This is a genomic window from Streptococcus sanguinis (assembly GCF_050223295.1).
Classification (GTDB): Bacteria; Bacillota; Bacilli; order Lactobacillales; family Streptococcaceae; genus Streptococcus; species Streptococcus sanguinis_X.
Genome location: NZ_CP071424.1, coordinates 1,355,015 through 1,369,003, shown reverse-complemented (window position 1 = coordinate 1,369,003; position 13,989 = coordinate 1,355,015). Strand labels below are relative to the sequence as shown.

Here is a 13,989-nt window from a genome sequence, read left to right as displayed (position 1 = left end):
TGAAATTTTCTCGGAGCAGGAGCCCCTCCGTCAATTTTCCAATTTCCACTTTGCTTTTAACGGCCTTAGTATCTTTTATGAGGTGAAAAAGAATATGATGCATCAATTCAATCGAACCATGGAATATCTGGAAAGTAAGCTGGACGCAGAAGTGGATTTGCAGAAATTTCAGCAGCTATCGGGCTATTCTTATGCTCTCTTTAGCAGGCTCTTTTCTATTCTAGCAGATATGACTTTAGCAGAATACTTGCGCAATCGCAGGCTGTCAGAAGCTGTGACGGACTTGCGGGAAAGCTCTGAGAAAGTCATTGATATAGCACTGAAATACGGCTATGAGTCTGCAGATGCCTTCAGCGCAGCCTTCAAGAAATTCCATGGTGCGACTCCCTCAGAAGTTCGAAATGGAAAACCTTATCGCGTTTTTCCTAGACTTCAATTATCCTTAAAGATTACAGGAGGAAAGAACATGGATATCAAGATTCAAAAGAAACCTGCATTTACCGTAGCAGGCGTCCTATTGGAAGCTATTGACAATAGCCAGTGCCCGTCTGCATGGGAGCAGCTCTATGCTAATCACAGCATTGAAAGCCTAGAAAGTCTGGGCAGTGGCCAATTCTTTGGCGTCTGCTCGGATGTTAAAGAAGGCGAAATTATCAACTATATGGCCGCTTATGATGTGACGGATAAAGCGAAAGCAGAAGAACTAGGTTTGTCAATCAAGGAAATCTCAGAAGCGGAATATGCCATCGTACCAGTCAAAGGGGCTATACCAGCCAGTATCCACAATGCTTGGAAATACGTCTTAGAAGTCTTTTTCCCAGAAACTGGCTATCGCCACTCAGGAGCACCAGATTTTGAAGTCTACACCGAAGGCGACATGTCGTCACCAGACTACCAAATGGAACTCTGGATACCTGTGGTGAAATAAAATGGTGCTTGCAAGTCATTTTTTAGGTGTTGATTACAGAGGAGGATGATGCTATGCAGATGTATTTTGGGGACGTTTCTCTTTGTTATACATATTCACTTGCGATGGTGCTGCATTCGTATGGTTATGATGTTCGCCCTGAGTTTTTGGAAGCCATTATGGTAATGGGAAATGGCGCTAGTATTGTAAAGGAAGATGAAAAACACCCGCTAGTCTTCTTTGATAATGGGATGCCAGATAGTTCTATCAGTCATTCTTTAAACATTCTAGGCTTTACATATGATGAATACTATATAAAGGATTCAAATGAGGTGAATCTTCTCTCTATCAGAGAAAAGTTAAGTAAGTTCTTACTTAGTGGGGCAGTTGTTCTTGGCCCTTTGGACATGGGTTATCTGACTTATAACCCCAATCATATCCATTTGTATGGGGTGGACCATTTTGTTTCAGTTTATGATCTAGATGATGACTTTATCTATTTCCATGATCCAGCTGGTTTTGCTTGTATGAAAATGAGTTTCTCAGAATTTTCGAAAGCCTGGGAAGCTAAAAATATCGACTATAAAAGAGGTTCTTTCTCCATGTGGGGAAACTTCAAAAAAATCAAATCTCCAACTTCCAAAGAGATTTATCAGAAAACATCTATGTTGATGAAGCAACAATATGAACGTGGCGAAGAGAACGTGATAGTAAGATATGCTAAGTCGGTAGCGGACAATGGTTTGAATGAAGAACAAAAACATCTTCATCAATACTTTAGTTTCAAATTAGCTTCTATCAGAAATCTATACATGTGCAACTTCTTAAAAGACCACGATACGGTCAGATCTGAACTAAAAGAAAATTTAGCAAAATTGTTCGGCCAAGCTCATCTATTTTGTATCAAGGAAGATTACCAAAAATTGTCAGAAGTCTTGTATGATATTGCAGAGCTAGATAATAAATTTAGAGATTTGTGCATTCACTATAAAGTAGAGTAGAAGAAGTGGGAAAAGCGAAGCTGCTGTTTGGAAATGCAGCAGGATCGAAAGAATGGACTCCAAACTATCAAATGGACGCTCTGGATACCAGTTGTGAAGTAGATTAGAAACCAGCCGTTCGTTTTTGAGCGGCTGGTTTTTGTAGCTTGTGGTATAATGAAGCTACTACAGTTACAGAAAGGATTTCTACCTTGCCATACAAATTTCTACTTTTCGACCTTGACCATACCTTGCTGGATTTTGATACGGCGGAAGACATCGCGCTGACTCATTTTTTGAAGGAGCAGGGCGTAACGGAGATTCAGACCTACAAAGACTATTATATTCCTATGAACAAGGGGCTTTGGCGGGATCTGGAGCAGGGGAAAATCACCAAGCCAGAGCTGGTTAACACTCGCTTTTCTCATCTTTTTACTCATTTTGGCATTGAGAAGGATGGCGCCGAGTTGGCTCTCCTCTACCAACGGCACATTGCTCAGCAAGGACAAACCTACGCTGGTGCTAGCGAGCTTTTGGATAACTTGACAGAAGCTGATTATGAGATTTACGGAGCGACCAATGGCATCACGGCTATTCAGACCGGCCGTATGGCTCATTCCGATATTTCACCCTATTTTAACCATATTTTCATCTCGGAAAAGATGGGGACTCAGAAGCCCGAAGCTTTGTTTTATGAAAAAATAGCAGAGCAGATACCAGATTTTGATCTGTCTCAGACTTTGATGATTGGAGATTCCTTGACAGCAGATATTGCTGGCGCTAATAATGCTGGACTAGACTCTCTCTGGTACAATCCCAAGCAGCTAGAAAATAAAAGTCTTTTTCAACCGACCTATACCGCCTATTCTTATGACGACATTATCAGACTCTTGGTTCCATAAGGAGACTGCAAATGAAAAAAATCCTTGCCTGGTTTTCTCTTCTTGCCAGTTTGTTGCTACTGACAGCCTGTTATGCTAAGAAAGAAGAAGTCGACGAAAGCATACGAACGACGAAGGCTCTTTTTAAAAAGCTCCCTTTTCAGCCCGTCAAGGTTAGTTCTGATGGCAGTTATCATTATGAGGGTGGTGGGGCGACGATTGATTTGTATTTCACTGAGGAAGATATCCAAAAACATCCTATTTTAAAATACCACCCAGATCGAAAGGGCAGTAAAATCGAATTTTATGAGATATTTTACGGAGAGCGAACAGCAGATCAACTACTGGATTGTTTGGTAGACCAAGAAATAACTAGCTTAATTGATGAGATTAAGGGCGAGATGGAACATGACATGACAGCTGAATACCAGCAAAAATCAGGATTTGACAGAGCTCTATTTCAGACTATAAGCGTGTCGTCCTCTAAAAAGGTTGATGATTCAGACAGCCTAAATAAATATCTTATGCTATATAGTAAGTTTTTAGTCGAATTCAGGAAGAATCCAGAAAATCATGATAAGCTAAAAGAGATTGTCCGAAAAATGGATAAAGCTGATCTTTTAAAATGGTCTTTCGAAATTCATTCAGACCAAGTACTGGATGAGAAAAATATATCAGAAGACGAGGTAAAAAGCAGGTCCTATAATAGTCGTAGTAGAGACACAGAGTATTATGCACCAGAGACCATTAATAAGTATATGGATTTAGGTGCTTTTCCTAAAGACGCTTCAGTCAAATTGTTTTTTAAAAAATATGAAAACCTTTCTGAACAGATAGTTTTAAACAACCAAAAAGACTAATCTAAAAAAATTTTTTAACTCTGTCAAGAAAAAAACTTGACAGCTGTTTTTAATCTGCTATAATAGAACATGTGCTTAATAGCTCTGCTATTTCACCAAAAGAAAAAAATAAAGAAAAGAGACCTTAATAATGGCAGTAAAAATCCGTTTGACTCGTATGGGTTCTAAGAAAAAACCTTTCTACCGTATCAATGTTGCAGACTCACGTTCACCTCGTGACGGACGTTTCATCGAAACAGTTGGTACTTACAACCCACTTGTAGCTGAAAACCAAGTGACTTTGAAAGAAGACCGTATCCTTGAGTGGTTGGGTAATGGTGCACAACCTTCTGATACTGTACGCAACATCCTTTCAAAAGAAGGCGTATTGAAGAAATTCCACGATTCAAAATACTCTAAATAATAGAAGTGTAGGTTGACATATGGACACGATTGAAAATCTAATTATTGCGATAGTGAAACCTTTGATTTCACAGCCAGATGCCTTAACTATCAAGATTGAGGATACACCTGAATTTTTAGAATATCACCTGGATCTTGATCAGAGTGATGTTGGACGTGTAATCGGTCGTAAAGGTCGTACTATTTCCGCTATAAGGACGATTGTTTACTCTGTCCCCACTGAATACAAAAAAGTTCGCATCGTTATTGATGAGAAATAAGAAGAACGGGACCAGTGCGTCCCGTTTTTTTCTATTTCTCTTAGCGAACTGAGTGCGCAGCTCTCAAGTGAGCTTAGAGAAATTGATGCCCAGCTTAAGCGTGTGTACAAGGCTCTTAATGAAACAAGCCGTTAGGCGCAGTTGAATTTTGGGAAATTGATGCAGTTCGAGCGTATGTGAGAACTATCTAGCTTAGCTTCTTCAATGAGGAAAGCGAGAAGCGTGGAAACGGAGGAAATATGAAGTCAGAAGATTATGCTTGGAACACCCATGAACGAGAGTGTTATGAGAGTGAGCAAGTGAGCCTACCTAGTCCATACAAGCTTAAGATCCTTGATGACAGTCAGAAAAGATTGGAACTGGAACAAATCTTGGTCCAGCTTCCTCAAAAGCAGCTTGCCCAATGGGCAATGGAACATGCTACTCGCTTTATAGCTTTGATAAATATTGGTGACAATCTTAAAAAACAGCAAATCTTGACTCAAGTTCAGGAAGTGTTTGAGGCGCGACTTGAGGGTAAAGTTTCTGCCTATGAGCTGAGGAAGGCTGGTTTCTTAGCTCAGCAGCTATCTCAGCAAGCTAAATCACCAGTCAGTAAGTATGCCGCGCGTGTCTTTGCCCAAGCGGTCGCAACAGCCCACATGCGAGGTCATGCCATTGTCTCGGCTGATTATGCAGTGAAAGTAATAAATCTGCAGAGTCCAGATGATATGCAAGCGGTTGTCAGAGAAAGAAAGCAACAGATAGAATTAGCCAAAGAATGGCAGAAAAGTATAAATGAGCTGTAGAATGGAGGCAATAGGATGGATCATATCGAAAGAACTGATGGTAGGGTATCCTATCGGATAGAAGGGCGAGGTCATAAAGAAACGCTCGTGCTCCTGCATGGCTTGAGTGCTGACTCGGGCATGTTTCAGCCTCAGATAGATTTTTTTAAAGGTCGCTATCGGGTTATTGCTCCTGATTTACGAGGAAATGGGCAATCAAGCCAGCTGACTTGTCAGGCGGATCAGGTTCTAGATATACAGGCAGCAGATGTGCTGGCGATTTTGGAAAAAGAAGGCGTCAACCAAGCCATTATCGGAGGGACTTCCTATGGCGGTATCTTAACCATGCACCTCATGACTCAAAATCCGCAAATCTTTAAGGGAGCTCTCTTGTGCGATACTTTTTGTGCGACGGATTTGTCGCCAATGATGAACTCTCTGGCTCAACTTACGGCTCCTTTGGTGAAATACTCATGGTTTATGAAGCTATCAACCTTGCCAATTTATAAACGCTGGCCTTTAGCTCGCTCCTATTTTGTTGATTTATTCGACCGGATTCGACCCGAGGAGTCAGTTTTGCAGCGCAGGGCAATTGAAGCTATTGATTATCGTGCTGCCTTGGATAAGTGCAAGATTCCTACACTTTTGCTGGCGGGGGATTTTTCAGGGAAATTAGTCCAAATGATGAAAACAACTAAGGAACATCTGAGGCTTGCTCAGGATCTTGTCATTGCTGATTCGTTTGATCCGTCGAATCTATGCCAACCAGCCAAGTTTAATGCTCTTGTGGAGGAATTTGCTAAACAGGTTTTCGCAGAGAGAGCTTAATGCCTTTAAGGCAATACTAGCAACTGCCTCTTGTGACACGGTCCTTGGTTGAATATGAAAAAATTCTGGTATAGGGGTGTCCTTATTCCACTAGTAAAATAGCTATCTCTCAGATAGTAGTGTGTGCCTAGATAATATTTTTAAGAATTGATTGGAAACATTATGAAAGAAAGAATGATCAAAACGAAAGTAGGACAGCTATTTGTATCCTATCAACCTGCGGAAAAGATTGCTGTATTTTTAAGCGGTGCAGGGAGTCTGCCGACCTATGAAAATTTTTTGCCAGTTATTCGGAAGTTACCTAAAAATTGGGGCTATTTAACAATAGATTACCCTAATGCTGGGCAAAGCCCACTGGAAAATCAAGAAAATTTTGTTTTGGACGATTTGGTCCAATCTATTATAGAGGTTTTATCGCATTTTAAAGTCATTCAGTATGCTGTTTGCGCACACAGTATTAGCGGCCTTGTGGCAGTTAAAATTGCTGAGTCAGAGCCGTTTTGTCAGGGACTAATCTTGATTGAACCGACCACTTATTCTGTTCTATATGGCGAATTAGCTCAGAATCCTTATCACGAATTTTTATCCTTACAGGAGAAAGTTCAGATGCTCGGTGGTGGATATGAATATCTGAAAAAAATAGGACAAGAGAGTTTTCCAGTAGCTGATTTTAAAATCTTATGGGCTAAGGCAGAAAAGAGTTCAGATAGATTAAAATATGTACAAGAAGGTTTTCAACATTACTGCAGTATCGCAAAAAGCGATTTTCAAAACATAGATATTTCTTTTCAATTCCAGATTTTTATCCTGAGTCAGGCCTATCGAGAACAAGAATATAAAGATTCCGAATTTGCTTCACAAAATACCCAGATTATTTTAGGAGGCAACCATCACTATTTACATTGGAGTCAGTCAGAAAAGATAGCGGAACTTCTTTTAGAAATGGGATGAGTAAGATGTATACAAGCTTTAAATAGTATATTGAATGTGGGAGTGATGATACATGCAAAATAGCTGAGATTTTAATCTCAGCTATTTGGTACGTATTTATGAGAGTCTACCCTAGTATCTCAGCAATAGCATCTCGAATTTCCTGAACGGTTGCGGATTTACTATGGTCACTGGTATCAAACTCGATGTATTGGCCATCAGCATCAACAGTTCCACCGACAGGCCCTTCGGATCCATCGACTGATGTTCCAATGGCAGGGGTGAGGCTTGTGTCTGCATAGTCTATATCAATAACGATGACGCGCGTATTTGCCTCCAAATCATCTATCATCGGAAGAGATGATGCGGAGGTCATGTTCTGACTAGCATAGTATTCTAGGAAAGCCTTAATGGTTGGGTTATCAATTTGAGCAATTTTTTCATCAAGGGCTGAGAGATTTCTAGTTTCCCTCGTTTCATTTTCCATTGCCTGGCCCTTTTTGACCTGTGTCAAAGCAGTCAGACTGGCGGCTGTTGTGGCTAGAATAGCAGTAGAGAGCAGAAGTTTACTTAACTTTTTTCCCATAGTCGTCACCAACTTCTTTCTAGTTTTGCGTAAACACACTCGGGTGTTTATAGTGTAAAAGCTCTATATGTATAATTATACGTTAAATAGCAACTTTAATCAAATAAATATAGGTAAGGGAATTCCCTCTTATCTCGCTTGTACATTCCCCTTTATCATGATAAAATACTAGGCAGAGTATAATATGTTGGAGTCGAGATGAATTATTTTAATGTTGGAAAAATCGTCAATACTCAAGGTCTGCAAGGAGAGATGCGGGTTTTGTCTGTGACAGATTTTGCAGAAGAGCGTTTTAAAAAAGGCAACACCCTTGCCCTGTTTGACAAGAAGGATCAGTTTGTCATGGATGTGGAGATTGCCAGCCATCGTAAGGTCAAGAACTTTGATATTATTAAGTTTAAGGGGATGTACCATATCAATGACATAGAGAAATTTCGTGATTTTACTCTGAAAGTCCGAGAGGAAGATTTGACGGACTTGGAAGACGGGGAATTTTACTACCATGAAATCATCGGCCTTGAAGTCTATGAAAATGACGTTCTTCTTGGTAGGATTAAGGAAATTCTGCAGCCAGGAGCCAATGATGTCTGGGTTGTCAAACGCAAGGGCAAGCGCGATTTGCTTTTACCTTACATTCCGCCAGTGGTACTGGGGATTGACATTGAGCAAGGTCGCGTTGATGTAGAGATACCGGAAGGACTGGACGATGAAAATTGATATTTTGACTCTCTTTCCGGAGATGTTTGCTCCCTTGGAGCACTCGATTGTAGGTAAAGCGCGGGAAAAAGGCCTTTTAGAAATCAACTACCACAATTTCCGAGAGAAGGCAGAAAAATCGCGGCATGTAGATGACGAGCCATACGGCGGAGGTCAGGGTATGCTGCTACGGGCTCAACCTATTTTTGATGCCTATGATGCCATTGAAAAGAAGCAACCGCGCGTGATTTTGCTGGATCCTGCTGGCCGGACTTTTAACCAAGCATATGCGGAGGAACTGTCCAAGGAAGAGGAACTCATTTTCATTTGTGGTCATTACGAAGGCTATGATGAGCGGATCAAGACTTTAGTGACAGATGAAATCTCGCTTGGGGACTATGTCCTTACTGGGGGAGAGTTGGCAGCTATGACTATGATTGATGCGACCGTTCGCCTGATTTCAGAGGTTATTGGCAAGGAAGCCAGTCATACAGATGATAGTTTTTCATCTGGGCTCTTGGAGTATCCTCAGTACACTCGGCCCTATGAGTATCGAGGCATGGTCGTTCCGGAAGTCCTCATGAGTGGCCATCATGAAAACATCCGCAAGTGGCGTCTCTATGAAAGTCTGAAAAAGACCTATCTAAGACGGCCTGACTTACTAAAAGGCTATAAGATGACGGCCGAAGAAGAAGCGATGTTAGAAGAAATTCGACAAGCTCAATCGGACTGACAAGCAAGGTTAACTCTTAGAAAGGATTTAGGAGTTTTTGCTTTATTTGATAAAGAAATGCTCATTTTTGTTGGAAAAACCAGCTTATTTTTCTAATAAAACATTTTTGTAACTAAAATGTAATAAAAAAACTATTAAAACTATACGTTTGCTACTAGTTAATACTAGCGTTTTGTGATAGTATATTACTATGTGGGCTGCTATACCCAGGTTAATTATAGTATGTGAGATTATAAAAAGGAGATTGATTATGGAAAAGAAAATAGGCAAGTCTGTTGTAGCGACTGGTATCGCGGCTACAACTATTATTTCTGGTGGACTGACCCATCAAGTGCACGCGGATGAGTTGGTTGAATCAACTGTGACAGCTCCAAAAGCGACTGAAGTAACTGAGAAACCAGTGACAGCAGCAGATGTAGCTGTTGCCCAAGAAAATGCTGAAGCAGCCAAAGCTAAACTTGATGAGCAAAGATCGATAGTAGATACTGCTAAAACAGAAGCTGAAGATGCAAAAACTAGCGTGAAAGTGGCTGAAGCCGCTGTTGAGACTGCTAAAGAAGTGCAGGCAGAAGCAACAGAAGAAAATGTTGCTAAGGCGGAAGCGGAAGCAAAAACAGCAGAGCAAGAGGTTAGCGCAAAAGACACTGCCGTCCGAGAAGCTGCTGCTAAAGCTGCTAAGGCAGACCAAGCTGTTAAAGATCAAGCGAATACTATTAAGGCGAGCCAATCTCTGGTAGATATTGCCGAGACTGAATTGAAACATGCTAAAACACCACTTAACTCAGAGGAGCAAGCTGTAGCAACTGCTAAGAGCCAGCAAAGTCAAGCACAGACCGCTTTAGACAATGCAAAAACTGAGTTGACAAAGGCAGAGCAAGCAGCGTCTTCTGCTCCACAAGTGCAGGCTGAAATCCAGAATAAAATCAATCAGGCAAAGGCATCTTTGAGCCAAACCAATCAAGCTATCAGCTCTCTTGAAGGACAAATTCCTGCTGCTGAGAAAGCAGCAGCAACAGCTCCTGTTGACCTTCGCAATACGACTTATTCTCAATTTTTAGAAAATGTTCGTAACAATGCGGCTAATCAAGAAATTCGTGATGCTGCCAACAATGCACTTGCTGTTTACCAACGTGGTCAAAATGAATTTAGTATCTCAGTTAATTCTGATCCAACCAGTCCAGCTAGTCTAGAAAATAACCTGCAAGCTTTAGAGTTGGTTAAAGCGATTAATGCTTACCGTCGTAATGCCGGCTTACAAGAGTTGTTGGTTGATCCGTATGCGAATGTGGCTAGCCAGATTCAGACTATCTACTTTGAGCGCAATAACTGGCATATGGGCAAGCTGATTCGTAACGAAAATGTAGCGATTAGTTTTGACCCACAAGGAGCTGTCAATTTTTGGCACAACAAAGAAAAAGAAGAGTACCAAAAGATTGCAGCGCAATATGGACTGCCTACAGATGAAACTCAGATTGATGCTAATGCAATCTACATGAGAGTTGGTGCTGATGTATTTGCTAAAAAAATTGGCCACTATGTGCAGATGATGGACAATAAAGCTAATGCTATCTCAGCAGCTTATGATAAACATCCAAACCAATGGGGCACACCTCATGGTACATCCGAGGTTGGTTTCCATCACATTAGCAACTTTGACCAACGTGTTAATAACGGTACTCTATTGACTGTTGCAGCTATGGAGCAGTTGTTGCGTGCTGGTGGTGGTCGTTCTGCAGGTTCTAACGCTAATGTTACAGCACTTAAGAATCAATTGGCTGAACTCAAGGCTCAAAAAGTTGGTCAGGAATCAGCTATCAATATCCTAAATGCTCAATTAGCTGATGCTCAAAAGGCAGCTGCAACTCAAATTGCAGCAGTTGAAGCAGCTCGTCAAAAGGTTGCAACTGCTGAAAATAATCTAGCTTTGACTAAGCAGAATGTTGCTCTCAAGCAAGAAGCTCTTGACAGAGCAACAGCTAAGATTGCAGCAAGCTTGGCTCCTTACCAAACTAACTTGAGCAATGCTCAGGCAGTTCTAGCGGCAGCTAAGGATAAGTTGGTAGAACTTCAGGCAGCTCAAGAAGCTGCAAAAGCTAATTTGGGAACTGCTCAAGAGGACTTCATGGCTGCTCAAAAGACATTAGCAGCAGCTAAAAAGAAAGTTATTGACCTTCAGAATGCTCCTCAGTTACTTGCAGAAGCAGAGCGGGAGTTGGCAGAAGCGCAGCTTGATTATGAAGCTAAACAAGCAATCTTAAATCAAGAGACTGCAACTTTAGCTGTTCTTGAGGAATCCTACAACAGTCTTCAAGCGAATTATGAAACTCTCTTGAATATCTTGAATCAAGCAGCTCTCCTGTATGGAAATGCTCTGAATAGTAACTATCGCTCAGGTGAAGATAAACAGACTCTAACTGCTGTAAAAGGCGGAGCTGCTGGTCCAGGTGCAGAGGATGAATCTAAGAAAGATTCAGATGCTAAGATTGCAGAAGTTCATGCGAACACTCGTGAAGTCAAAGGAGCAACTACAGGTGCTGTTCAAGCGGCAGGTAGTGACGTATTCACTGATTTTGTTGTAAATCCTGCAGCTCAACTTGCTAGCGTGGCTACAACTGCTGATAAGGCTCCAACAGTTCCTGCTATTCTGCCAAATACTGGTTCAGAAGCAGAACGCCTTGCAATTTTTGGTATGGCACTTGGTGCAGCTGCCTTTTTGGGAACCAACAAACGCCGTCGTAGAGACGAAGATTATAATTAAAGAAATACAAAATGAGCCTGGAATAATTTCCAGACTCATTTTTTGTCCAAGTTAATAAGTAATCTCATATAAAAGGGATGAGGAGTTAAGTTCCATATTTTCTAAGAAAGATAAAAACTTCCGATTTAAATTGTCGGAAGTTTTTGATATACATATTAGATTCTATTTGACCGCTCCGCCTGTTACACCTTCTACGTAGTATTTCTGCATGAAGATGAAGAGAAGAGTAATAGGGATAGCGATGATAATCGCTCCAGATGTGAAAGGCAAGAACCATTTATTGATGGCATCTTTATTAAGCATTTGGAAAAGTCCTAAAGCGACTGTGTATTTTTCCTTGACATCGCCTAGGATGACAGAGGCAAAGATGAAGTCAACCCATGGTCCCATGAAAGCCATAAGCGCTGTATAAACGATAATTGGTTTTGACAGCGGCAATGTAATAGTCCGGAAAATTTGGAAGCGAGTCGCTCCGTCGATCATAGCGGATTCGTCCAAAGAATATGGGATAGTATCAAAGAAACCTTTAGCAATATAGAAGCCTAGAGCCGCTCCAGCTGAATAAACCAGGATCAGTGAAGTCAGGGTTTGTGTCAAATTGAGTGCTTTCAAGATGTAGTAAACCGCAATCATTGACATGAAGCCTGGGAACATGTTAAGAACCAGAGCCAGCTTAAGGAAACGGTTTTTATGCTTGAATTTGATACGACTGAGTGAGTAAGCCATACCCACGGTAATCAAAGTAGACAGGATACAGGTTGCTGTCGCAACAATCAGCGTATTCATAAACCACTGAACAAAAGGATAAGTGTTGTTATTAAACAGTCTGATATAGTTGTCAAGAGTATAAGTCTTAGGGAAGAAGTAAGGGACTGCATTAGAACCTTCACCACGGAAGCTGGTCAGAAAAATCCAGATAATCGGTGTTAGCCAGATAAGTGCTAAAACAGCCAGCAAGACATAAATCCCTAATAAACTGAGTTTTTTTCTATTTTTCATTATTTAGCAGTTCCTTCCTTGAATGATGCGGATCTAGTATAGGCTAAGAGACTGAAGGCTGCAGAGATTGCAAAGATCAGGATACCAATAACAGATGCCAGATTGTAGTCCTTGGCAGAAACAGTCAGTTTATAGAGCCAGGTAACCAAGAGGTCAGTTGAGCCTGCCTGATAGTAGGAAGAGTTAGTAGGTCCACCGCCTGTCAGGAAGTAGATAACGTTGAAGTTGTTAATGTTTCCGATAAACTGCTGAATGAGTGATGGCGCCATAATCAAGAGAATTTGAGGGAAAGTAATGCTCTTGAAGATTTGAAGCTTGCTAGCTCCATCAATCTCAGCAGCTTCGATTTGCTCGCTAGGTAGGTTCATGATAATCCCAGTCGCTACCAGCATGGTGAATGGAATACCAATCCACATATTGACAAGGATGATTGAGAACTTAGCCCAAACAGGGTCACTCAAGAATGGAATTGGATGCTGAATGAGATGAAGGCTTTGCAATAATCCGTTCAAAGGTCCATTGTCATTCAGGAAATTACGCATCAAGAGCAGGGATACGAATTGGGGTACAGCAATAGTGATAACGAAGAGTGTGCGCCAAACTTTCTTGTACTTGAGGCCTTTTGTATTGAGCAAGAGAGCTAAAACGATTCCGAAGAAGAAAGTAGTAGCTGTCGCAGCAACCGCCCAAATCAAGGTCCAGCCTAAAAGTGGGAAGAAGGTGCTAGCCATGCGACCTGAGAAAACGTCACCAAAGCTAGAGAAGCCAACCCAGTCAAAGAGTGACTTAGGAGCTGGATGCTTATGGTCAAAGTTAGTAAAAGCCAAGCAGATCATATAGATCAGAGGCAGGATGGTAAAGAGCAGTACTCCGATAAGAGGAATGCTCATTAGGCCCATGTGAAAGCGGCCGTCAGCAAGCGTCTTAAAGTCCTCAACGAAGTTAGGAATCTTCTGACCAGACTGCTTAAGAGCCATTAAGTGACGAGCACTTTTCAGGTTACACCAGTAGATGTAGGCGAAGACTGCACAGAAGATAAGAGAAGCAAGTCCAAAAATCAGCATCAGCATAGAGTTGTCACCAGCTACTTGAACGGTGATTTCCAAACCGTTAACTTTTTTGATAGCCTCTCCCTGCTCTTGAGTCCCCAATGTAATCATGCCGCCAATAGCTGGTATGATTTGGACTGCAAAAGCAATCAGGAAAGCAATTTCTGAGAAGAGGAAGAGCAGCCCCTTGATAAATTGTTTGTTTACAAGGTTGCTCAGTCCCATTACCAGAAAAGAGAGTTTGACATCCCAGGTTCCTTCTTTAAAGACCTGAACCATGGATGCATTGTCATAGGATGACTGAGTCATAGTATTCTCCTTATATTTACAAAGAAAGAAGTGAGGAGGCTGCC

The 13,989-nt window shown here is 41.4% G+C and carries 15 protein-coding genes; 12 read left to right on the top strand and 3 right to left on the bottom strand.

Translation table 11 applies throughout. The features are described from left to right. Nucleotides 1–94 precede the first annotated feature (94 nt). The 9 genes from J1C77_RS06690 (at nt 95) to J1C77_RS06650 (ending at nt 6,836) form a co-directional block, all read left to right on the top strand. Complete coding sequence (locus J1C77_RS06690) at nt 95–928, top strand: AraC family transcriptional regulator (RefSeq protein WP_042762838.1); 834 nt, start codon at nt 95–97, stop codon at nt 926–928. A 53-nt stretch (nt 929–981) separates the two neighbouring features. Further along, nucleotides 982–1,908: a hypothetical protein gene (locus J1C77_RS06685; protein WP_042762839.1), complete on the top strand. Its 927-nt coding sequence runs from the start codon at nt 982–984 to the stop codon at nt 1,906–1,908. 191 nt (nt 1,909–2,099) lie between these two features. Continuing rightward, nucleotides 2,100–2,789, top strand: coding sequence for a YjjG family noncanonical pyrimidine nucleotidase (locus J1C77_RS06680; RefSeq protein ID WP_042762840.1), 690 nt, complete (start codon nt 2,100–2,102; stop codon nt 2,787–2,789). 11 nt (nt 2,790–2,800) lie between these two features. Continuing rightward, on the top strand, nt 2,801–3,628 hold the full coding sequence (locus J1C77_RS06675) for a hypothetical protein (protein WP_002921009.1): 828 nt from the start codon (nt 2,801–2,803) through the stop codon (nt 3,626–3,628). Between the two features lie 130 nt (nt 3,629–3,758). After that, nucleotides 3,759–4,031 carry a 30S ribosomal protein S16 gene (gene rpsP, locus J1C77_RS06670; RefSeq protein WP_002895310.1) on the top strand — a complete coding sequence of 91 codons (273 nt, stop codon included), beginning with the start codon at nt 3,759–3,761 and terminating at the stop codon, nt 4,029–4,031. A 19-nt stretch (nt 4,032–4,050) separates the two neighbouring features. Next, entirely contained in the window at nt 4,051–4,290 is a 240-nt protein-coding gene (gene kphA / locus J1C77_RS06665; protein ID WP_002895313.1) for an RNA-binding protein KphA, read from the top strand. 239 nt (nt 4,291–4,529) lie between these two features. Then, nucleotides 4,530–5,078, top strand: a complete 549-nt coding sequence (locus J1C77_RS06660; RefSeq protein WP_002921010.1) for a putative immunity protein — start codon at nt 4,530–4,532, stop codon at nt 5,076–5,078. A gap of 15 nt (nt 5,079–5,093) precedes the next feature. After that, the gene (locus J1C77_RS06655; RefSeq protein ID WP_002921012.1) at nt 5,094–5,885 is read left to right on the top strand and encodes an alpha/beta fold hydrolase; all 792 of its coding nucleotides are present in this window, start codon (nt 5,094–5,096) and stop codon (nt 5,883–5,885) included. Nucleotides 5,886–6,047: 162 nt separating this feature from the next. Next, nucleotides 6,048–6,836 carry an alpha/beta fold hydrolase gene (locus tag J1C77_RS06650; RefSeq protein ID WP_002921013.1) on the top strand — a complete coding sequence of 263 codons (789 nt, stop codon included), beginning with the start codon at nt 6,048–6,050 and terminating at the stop codon, nt 6,834–6,836. Nucleotides 6,837–6,942: 106 nt separating this feature from the next. Here the strand turns inward: J1C77_RS06650 and J1C77_RS06645 are convergent, their stop codons facing one another. Beyond that, nucleotides 6,943–7,401, bottom strand: a complete 459-nt coding sequence (locus J1C77_RS06645; protein ID WP_002921015.1) for a hypothetical protein — start codon at nt 7,399–7,401, stop codon at nt 6,943–6,945. A gap of 198 nt (nt 7,402–7,599) precedes the next feature. Here J1C77_RS06645 and rimM point away from each other — a divergent pair, with 198 nt between their 5' ends. The 3 genes from rimM to J1C77_RS06630 all read left to right on the top strand — a co-directional run bounded on the left by rimM (nt 7,600) and on the right by J1C77_RS06630 (nt 11,588). Beyond that, nucleotides 7,600–8,118: a ribosome maturation factor RimM gene (gene rimM / locus J1C77_RS06640; protein WP_002921017.1), complete on the top strand. Its 519-nt coding sequence runs from the start codon at nt 7,600–7,602 to the stop codon at nt 8,116–8,118. Beyond that, nucleotides 8,108–8,830: a tRNA (guanosine(37)-N1)-methyltransferase TrmD gene (trmD, locus tag J1C77_RS06635; RefSeq protein WP_002921020.1), complete on the top strand. Its 723-nt coding sequence runs from the start codon at nt 8,108–8,110 to the stop codon at nt 8,828–8,830. Before rimM ends, trmD begins: the two co-directional genes overlap by 11 nt. Before the next feature lie 190 nt (nt 8,831–9,020). Further along, nucleotides 9,021–11,588 carry a CAP domain-containing protein gene (locus J1C77_RS06630; protein WP_002921027.1) on the top strand — a complete coding sequence of 856 codons (2,568 nt, stop codon included), beginning with the start codon at nt 9,021–9,023 and terminating at the stop codon, nt 11,586–11,588. A 162-nt stretch (nt 11,589–11,750) separates the two neighbouring features. Here the strand turns inward: J1C77_RS06630 and J1C77_RS06625 are convergent, their stop codons facing one another. Both J1C77_RS06625 and J1C77_RS06620 read right to left on the bottom strand, forming a co-directional pair. Next, entirely contained in the window at nt 11,751–12,587 is an 837-nt protein-coding gene (locus tag J1C77_RS06625) for a sugar ABC transporter permease (RefSeq protein WP_002897450.1), read from the bottom strand. Then, on the bottom strand, nt 12,587–13,945 hold the full coding sequence (locus J1C77_RS06620; RefSeq protein ID WP_002904606.1) for a carbohydrate ABC transporter permease: 1,359 nt from the start codon (nt 13,943–13,945) through the stop codon (nt 12,587–12,589). The genes J1C77_RS06625 and J1C77_RS06620 overlap by 1 nt, the downstream gene beginning before the upstream one ends. Between the last annotated feature and the right edge of the window lie 44 nt (nt 13,946–13,989).

Bases quoted from the DNA above. Each gene is read 5' to 3' on its own strand.
- J1C77_RS06690 (WP_042762838.1), top strand. From the start codon at position 95: ATGATGCATCAATTCAATCGAACCATGGAATATCTGGAAAGTAAGCTG.
- J1C77_RS06685 (WP_042762839.1), top strand. From the start codon at position 982: ATGCAGATGTATTTTGGGGACGTTTCTCTTTGTTATACATATTCACTT.
- J1C77_RS06675 (WP_002921009.1), top strand. From the start codon at position 2,801: ATGAAAAAAATCCTTGCCTGGTTTTCTCTTCTTGCCAGTTTGTTGCTA.
- rpsP (WP_002895310.1), top strand. From the start codon at position 3,759: ATGGCAGTAAAAATCCGTTTGACTCGTATGGGTTCTAAGAAAAAACCT.
- kphA (WP_002895313.1), top strand. From the start codon at position 4,051: ATGGACACGATTGAAAATCTAATTATTGCGATAGTGAAACCTTTGATT.
- J1C77_RS06660 (WP_002921010.1), top strand. From the start codon at position 4,530: ATGAAGTCAGAAGATTATGCTTGGAACACCCATGAACGAGAGTGTTAT.
- J1C77_RS06655 (WP_002921012.1), top strand. From the start codon at position 5,094: ATGGATCATATCGAAAGAACTGATGGTAGGGTATCCTATCGGATAGAA.
- J1C77_RS06650 (WP_002921013.1), top strand. From the start codon at position 6,048: ATGAAAGAAAGAATGATCAAAACGAAAGTAGGACAGCTATTTGTATCC.
- J1C77_RS06645 (WP_002921015.1), bottom strand. From the start codon at position 7,401: ATGGGAAAAAAGTTAAGTAAACTTCTGCTCTCTACTGCTATTCTAGCC.
- rimM (WP_002921017.1), top strand. From the start codon at position 7,600: ATGAATTATTTTAATGTTGGAAAAATCGTCAATACTCAAGGTCTGCAA.
- trmD (WP_002921020.1), top strand. From the start codon at position 8,108: ATGAAAATTGATATTTTGACTCTCTTTCCGGAGATGTTTGCTCCCTTG.
- J1C77_RS06630 (WP_002921027.1), top strand. From the start codon at position 9,021: ATGTGGGCTGCTATACCCAGGTTAATTATAGTATGTGAGATTATAAAA.
- J1C77_RS06625 (WP_002897450.1), bottom strand. From the start codon at position 12,587: ATGAAAAATAGAAAAAAACTCAGTTTATTAGGGATTTATGTCTTGCTG.
- J1C77_RS06620 (WP_002904606.1), bottom strand. From the start codon at position 13,945: ATGACTCAGTCATCCTATGACAATGCATCCATGGTTCAGGTCTTTAAA.